Genomic DNA, 6,826 nt, shown 5'->3' with positions numbered 1-6,826 from the left:
CATTGCGCATAGCCCTATTCTAGACAAAACCCTTAATAATGCTTATTGGCAACATCAAGGGTTAGAAAATCTATATGAACGATATACAAAACTGCGTCAGACTTAAACTGAACCGCCGTATACCGAACGGTACGTACGGTGGTGTGAGAGGTCGGAGGCTAGGCGCCTCCTCCTACTCGATTCTATGCAACTAAGGGGCAGGATAGTTCAATAAGCAAAGTGTGTTCGGACTGTGCGGTATAATGAGAAAACATTATTAAATGAGTGGGAGAGATCATTTTGAAAATAACTCAACAATGGAGTAAAGAAAATAATGATTATATAGGATTTGTTCATCGGGTTAGTAAAATAATACAATAATGGATAAATATATGATTAATCAAAGGAGACATTATGGAAATAAAATTAAGGAAACCCATCTTAATAGGAACTATTTTTTATACAATTTTAATTTTATATTTTATGTTCTTTGCTTTTAATAGATTAAATCATGCAACCGGCGATTATGAATATGTATTTATGCTTGTTCCGGAAAACGTTCCTCTTCGATTTCCAAAACCAACTTTTTCATGGTTATACCAATTTGGAAACATTGCTGCTTTTATCCCTTTTGGAGTAGTAATTCCTTTGTTGTATCGTTCCAGTTTTGGGAAGTTCATATCCTTGTTTGTCTTGACGATTCTCGTTCTGGAATCGCTGCAGGCTTTAACTTATCTTGGCAGCTTTGATGTAGATGATGTTATATCCAATACATTAGGTGCAACGATAGGTTTTATCGCCTATAGAGTAGGATTTTCTTCAAAAATTTCTTATAAAAAGCTTATTGCTTCGGCTCTATCTATTGGTGTTCTTCTAGTTGGGGTAATCGTGGTCTCGGAAACTATCAATTATGTTGTAGCGACAAGAGAAAGCACGATTCAAGCATTACACGATGTGAAAGAAATGAATGGAACCATGCCTATGACTGAAAATCTTCCAAGTTTCACCGTAGCAGGAAATAAAATAGAACCTAAAATGAACGTGTATAATAGTGAAGGGGATAAAAGCAAATCATACACTTACATCTTGGGGAACAAGAAAGATGTGACGTTCTATTCTTATTATGGCATTCCAGACAAGGGTAATTTCAAGGGAGAAGTTACTATACTGGCAGATGGAAACGTAAGAGCTCAGTACAATAATAAAGGGGCAGAATCTTTAGAGATACCATTTTTTGATAAGGTAAACGAAATTACGATTATCGTTTCCGGGAACGCTAAACTATGGGACGTTGGATTCAGTGAAAAGAAGCATTGGTGGGAGTAAAGAAAAAACAAACAACCAATGAAACCATGGTAATCGCTGAAAGGCTGTCGAGAAAGTCTCGAGAGCCCTCTTTTAAGCTTTAATCACTAAATTTACTATCGGCTCTTCAATTAGAAGTGGAACTACTTTCTTCATTTGTAAATCGTTCATTATTGTGAAGTAATTCACTTAAACTAACGGGGCAGTTTAGTTGAAGAAGACCCGTTTGCGATATGGTATAGTTTATTAAGGGGTACCACCAGCCAAACGCGAAAAAACCACGCTAAGGATTAAGTTCAATCAGAAAAGTTATTTCAAAAAGTCCTTTAAAGAAATGACATATGTCAAAATGAGTTAATTCACCTTTTGACATACAGATTAGAGCTATCTTTCTACGTGTCATAAAGTATGCTTTTTGACAGTAGCTACAACATGAAAAAAACCTTACATTTGTTTAAAAACGTTAGTCATGTTATTCCATTAAAGGGCCATTATATTGAATAACTTATTGTGGAAATTATGAAAAATTGAGATGATTATTATTAAGTTAAAGGGCAGTTTAGCGTGGCCACCGACCAACTTAGTGGTTACTTACACTCAATTATTGGAAGGAAAGTTTTATCCTTTCGCGAATTCATTATACATGCCGAAATTACGAAATTCGCAGAAAAATCGCGGTAGGCATTGGAAAGAGCATTTTAATTTTCTATAACTCCATAGAGAGGTGATTACGCATGAATCAAAGACCGTCAGAAGAAGAATATGCCGGGGACTTCGGAGAGTATATCCGGTTGGTGCCGGATGGCAACATCATCGACATTCTGCTCGCCCAGGAAAAGCAAATGACCGAGCTGCTGGCATCGTTGACCGAAAGCCATGGCGCGTATCGGTATGCGGAAGGAAAATGGACGCTGAAAGAAGTCGTGGGCCACATCGCAGACGGAGAACGCGTCATGACCTACCGCCTGCTCCGGTTCGCAAGAGGGGACCAGACGCCTCTGTCCGGTTTCGACCAGGAATTGTTCATGCCTCCTTTCGGAAGCTGGACAACCGCGCAATTGGCCGAAGACTACCGGGCCGTACGGCAATCGACGATCACACTGCTGCGCGGGTTACCGGCGGAGGCGTGGTCCCGCAAAGGCACAGCCAACAACGCAAGCATTACGGCGCGTGCCCTCGCGTACGGCATCGCAGGACACGAGATTCATCACATGGGGGTCATCCGAAATCGGTATTTGAGTTAGTTGTCCGGAAGATCGGGACGGAAGCTGCGCGGAAAACGCGGCTTCCGTTCTTTCTTTATGGCAGCCTTCCCGCCCCGTTCAAAGACTGATATGAAGAGAGGACAAGACGGGTTGAAAAAAGCAGCAGCGATTGGTTGCAGACTGGATTTTGTCTAAAAATGAAAAGAAAATAATAATCTCAAACAAGAAAAAATCAAGGCCTCTTCGTTAAGCTAACGAAGAACGAGAGCTCAATACATCATACGAATGACAAATAAGGATTGGTGGTTATTCCGCAAAAGGGCGCAATTGTTGAATAATTAAATCCCAATTTCTCATTTATATCACTGAGAGATTGGGATTTTTAATGCTGGAATATCCTTAACGTTGTAAATCCGCGTTTTGCTGGTGGTACCCCATTAAGTTCAGTTTGAAGTTTTATAGGGGGAATTTAATGTCAAATAAGTTTAAATATGCAATGGGATTGTTTTTTGAAAAAAAGATACCTAATAAAAAGAATAATTTATTCTTAATTCTCAATCTTGTAAATTTTATTATACTCACGGTTGATTATTTCACAGATATAGAATTAACTTGGTTATTTTTAGTTGTGACATTAGCAATACTTGTACTTTCTTTTTCTATACATATTGGATTTGAGTCAATATTTTGGACACAAAAAAGTTAAATCTTAAGCTGTATTCCTAATAAAATCTTCAATGGCTTGTGGGGTTTGATAGCCCAAGCTGCTGTGAATTCTTTTTCGGTTATACCAACCTTCAATAAATTGGAACATCGCTAATTTAGCTGTTTGATAGTCTAGATATTGTACGTGGTTGACTTCTTCCTTTTTTAATAGGGCATGAAAGGATTCAATACAGGCATTATCGTACGGGCAGCCTTTCTGACTAAAGGATTGCTTAATATGATGATTTTGGATATGTTGAGTAAACTCACTACTTGTATATTGTGAGCCAAGATCCGTATGAAGAACTAAGCCCTCCGAGGGATTTTGGGAAAAGTGAGCGTTATTGAAAGCTTGTATGACCAGCTCTGTCGTCATTGAACGAGAAAATGAATACCCTACTATTTTCTTAGAATGAAGGTCCAATACCGAAGCTAAATAACACCATCCGTCTTTTAACGTGTGGATATACGTAATATCTGCTACCCATTTCTCATTAATGGTCTGAGTAGTAAAGTCTCGTTTTAGCAAATTATCCAATTGAATAACCTTTTCTTTAGATGGATAGGGACGGTATTTTTTCTTAGTAATAGAACGACTTCTTGCCTTGCTCATTAAACGTTGAACACGCTTTAGACTTAGGGAAAACCCTTTGGTTAATAAGCTTTCATGAATCTTTGGCGCCCCATATCGTCCCTTGCTTTCCAAGTAAATGAGATGGATTTCCTTTGTGAGTTCTTGGTTTTCCTGTTCGCGATTTGATATGACTATTTGGAGGGACTGATAATGGCTGCTTCTTGGGATTTCTAGTATTTCACACATCTTCTGTACAGTATATTGTTTCTTGTGTTCCTCAATAAATTCGGTAAGATCTGTCTCGGTTACTTTTTCGCGAATATGGCCATAGCCTTTTTTAAGATTTCAACTTCTTGCTTTAACCGAAGGTTTTCCTTCTGTATGGCGGCTAATTCCTTTGGAGTCATGGACTCTTCCCCTATACCAATAGGGGTAAATTCTTTAACCCATTTATAAATGGTAACTTCTGATACGCCATATTCGCCGCTTAATTCTTTGACCGAATTACCCGAGTGATAAAGATCTACAATAGTCTTCTTGAATTCATTATTATATTTTTTACCTGTATTTTTACGTTCCAAGACGGACACATCCTCTCAAAAATCATTGTAAGGACTTAACTAAAATGTGTCCATGAAACTATACTAACTCCAATATTGATGAACGAAAGTTAAAGATACAGAAAAGGTAATAAATAATTTCTGTACTTGTACTACTATAAGGTGCTTTACTTCAAAATAAGGTTGCTACGGCAGCCTTTTTCTTAATGAACTAACGGGTGCGTTAGCGCCATAAGAAGGCCGCCAATTGGCGGCTATTTTAATGTACGAAATATAACTTCGAGATCAATTATAGAGGCTTAATCGTTGGGATATTGAAAATTAAAGAAAGATATGAAATAATTTTATTAACTATTAGGAGGGATTTAAATGACATTACTTTCAGAGATTCTTGAACACAATAAACAATTCTTTAAAAATAAAGAATATGAAAAATACGAAACGACTAAATTTCCTAATAAAAAAATGGTTATTCTTACATGTATGGATACTCGACTTGTTGAATTATTGCCGCAAGCGATGAATATTAAGAATGGTGACGTAAAGCTTATTAAAAATGCAGGAGCAATCGTTTCACACCCTTTTGGAAGTGTGATGCGGAGTATATTAGTTGCAATTTACGAACTTGGAGCAAAGGAAGTCGCTATCGTTGGACATCATGGTTGTGGGATGAAAGGGTTAGAACCTAATTCTTTCTTAGAAAAATGTGAGCAGGCTGGATTAGATAAAGAAGTCGTAAAAACCTTAAGTAATGCAGGTATTGACATCAAAAGTTGGTTAACAGGATTTCAATCGGTTGAGGAAAGTGTCGAACAAAGCGTTAAGATGGTCAAAAACCATCCGATGTTTCCAAATAATGTTAGTGTTCATGGACTTGTCATCTGCCCGGAAACGGGAAAATTGGATGTTGTAGTAAACGGATACGAGAATTAATTGGTTGAAAGAAAAATTAACTTTCTCTTTCGAATATTACGTTGCCCAGCCCCTAATCGGGGCTATTTTTATTTCTAAAAAAACATATTTTCTTTTTCATAAGTTTATATGTATTCCTTTTTAAGCAGTGGAACTTCCTATATCGAAGATTATGTAAAAGAGATAGACAAATAATGTGCCTTTCTTATAGAACTCCCATGAAAATTAAAAAAGCTCAAAATCCAGAAAAAACCACAACAAAATAGACCCAGTAAAAACGCTTTTTAAAAAAAGGCTGAGCCTTATGAGTGATCTGATTGAGTTTGGTAAATCGTTAAACAAAAACCTCCAATCATAGCAAATTAAGTAGAGGCTAGCACGACGACCAAAAAAGGATTAATCTCCCATGAGTGCTACCCAAAAAGGGCGCGACAGTCGGTGGTACACCGTGGTCGTCGGAGTCAGACTAACGGATGGGCTCAAAGGCACCATAGTTCAACGACCTTCTTCGCCAGCCATTAAAACATTATCGACATAGAGACCAATTTTCATTCTCTGTGGTGAAGCGCTGATTTTTGCGCTTCATGGATGGCTAACGGGTGCGTTAGTTCACTAAAAGAAAAAAGGAGAGTACATATTATACATGGCTAATATGTACTCTCCTTTATTTATTAAGGTTTTTTATAATTAGGTCTAGATAATTTTGAAAAACTAAGAAACATTAAAGGACCGTCAATAGACCTGTTTTTTGTACGAAAGAAGGATGACCACCAAGTTTCGACGAATATATCAATATACTTTTTGGAGGTGTTGGATATGGGGATTTGTTGTGGAGAGTGTCACGTTGAATTAAAAAGTGATGATTATGTCACATTGGATGAATTTAGCACGCTGAGGCACACATATTGCGGTTATGATCTTATTGCCGAGCTGATCAAAGACATTGGGACTTATCGAAATATCAAAACAAAGTATTGGTTTTCCCGTGAGCGTACTAAATGAAAATCGGTAAAATCTTAGAGTTAATTAAAACTGATAAACCAGCGAATATTGCCAAAAGGGCTGATGTTCATCTTTCAGAAAAATTACTAAGAAAAGCATTGAATAAAGCTGGTTATGAGTATAGAAATTCAGGCGAAAAAGGCTGGTATTTCGTTGGTGAAGGTGACAAGGAAACGGTACAAGAGCAGCTTATTTATGACTTTGCAACAGCAGGAAAAGCAAAGGCGAACGTTTATAATAAAGTTGCACCGTTTTACCCCTTTGGATAATATCCTCTAAAGGGGTGTTTTTATGTCTAAAAGATAAAGTACATCTGAAATTTAAAAATGGATCAAGGAAATCTTTGAGTGGTAATAGAGTTGTTCCGTTAAAGGGCGCGATTCTTTAATAAGAATTACTTTTCTTATAGAACTAACGGGTGCGTTAGCTGAAGATCGGAGCTGTCTTTAAGGCAGCTTTTTCGTGCGCCCGGCATGGGTGCAATCTATAGGGTGCGAGTCCCGAACCATGAAGGCAGTAGTAATGGTTAGCTTAATGCAAGGGTGTCCATGGTGACGTGGAATCTGAAGGAAGCAAGCGGCAAA

The 6,826-nt window shown here is 37.7% G+C and carries 8 protein-coding genes; 7 read left to right on the top strand and 1 reads right to left on the bottom strand.

Going from position 1 to position 6,826, the window contains the following annotated elements; all coding sequences use genetic code 11:
• Nucleotides 1–393 precede the first annotated feature (393 nt).
• The 4 genes from LQ203_RS27090 (at nucleotide 394) to LQ203_RS27075 (ending at nucleotide 3,195) form a co-directional block, all read left to right on the top strand.
• Complete coding sequence (locus tag LQ203_RS27090) at nucleotides 394–1,305, top strand: VanZ family protein (protein WP_230163004.1); 912 nt, start codon at nucleotides 394–396, stop codon at nucleotides 1,303–1,305.
• A gap of 713 nt (nucleotides 1,306–2,018) precedes the next feature.
• Nucleotides 2,019–2,528: a DinB family protein gene (locus LQ203_RS27085; RefSeq protein ID WP_057219379.1), complete on the top strand. Its 510-nt coding sequence runs from the start codon at nucleotides 2,019–2,021 to the stop codon at nucleotides 2,526–2,528.
• Nucleotides 2,529–2,684, top strand: coding sequence for a hypothetical protein (locus tag LQ203_RS27080; RefSeq protein ID WP_230163002.1), 156 nt, complete (start codon nucleotides 2,529–2,531; stop codon nucleotides 2,682–2,684).
• Between the two features lie 277 nt (nucleotides 2,685–2,961).
• Nucleotides 2,962–3,195: a hypothetical protein gene (locus LQ203_RS27075; protein WP_230163000.1), complete on the top strand. Its 234-nt coding sequence runs from the start codon at nucleotides 2,962–2,964 to the stop codon at nucleotides 3,193–3,195.
• A 3-nt stretch (nucleotides 3,196–3,198) separates the two neighbouring features.
• On the opposite strand, the gene LQ203_RS27070 is transcribed toward LQ203_RS27075, so the two are convergent.
• A protein-coding gene (locus LQ203_RS27070; protein ID WP_230162998.1) for an IS3 family transposase occupies nucleotides 3,199–4,349 on the bottom strand; the annotation gives its coding sequence in 2 pieces (ribosomal slippage) (nucleotides 3,199–4,112 and nucleotides 4,112–4,349; 1,152 coding nt in all).
• A gap of 348 nt (nucleotides 4,350–4,697) precedes the next feature.
• On the opposite strand from LQ203_RS27070, the gene LQ203_RS27065 reads away from it, so the two are divergent.
• From LQ203_RS27065 to LQ203_RS27055, 3 genes are all read left to right on the top strand, one after another.
• Nucleotides 4,698–5,261, top strand: a complete 564-nt coding sequence (locus tag LQ203_RS27065; RefSeq protein ID WP_230162996.1) for a carbonic anhydrase — start codon at nucleotides 4,698–4,700, stop codon at nucleotides 5,259–5,261.
• 795 nt (nucleotides 5,262–6,056) lie between these two features.
• On the top strand, nucleotides 6,057–6,242 hold the full coding sequence (locus LQ203_RS27060) for a hypothetical protein (RefSeq protein ID WP_034306238.1): 186 nt from the start codon (nucleotides 6,057–6,059) through the stop codon (nucleotides 6,240–6,242).
• Nucleotides 6,239–6,511: a hypothetical protein gene (locus tag LQ203_RS27055; protein ID WP_230162994.1), complete on the top strand. Its 273-nt coding sequence runs from the start codon at nucleotides 6,239–6,241 to the stop codon at nucleotides 6,509–6,511. The genes LQ203_RS27060 and LQ203_RS27055 overlap by 4 nt, the downstream gene beginning before the upstream one ends.
• Nucleotides 6,512–6,826: the final 315 nt, after the last annotated feature.

The sequence above is a fragment of the Peribacillus sp. Bi96 genome (genome assembly GCF_918698115.1).
Taxonomy (GTDB): domain Bacteria; phylum Bacillota; class Bacilli; order Bacillales; family DSM-1321; genus Peribacillus.
This window is presented reverse-complemented; position numbering and strand designations above follow the sequence as displayed.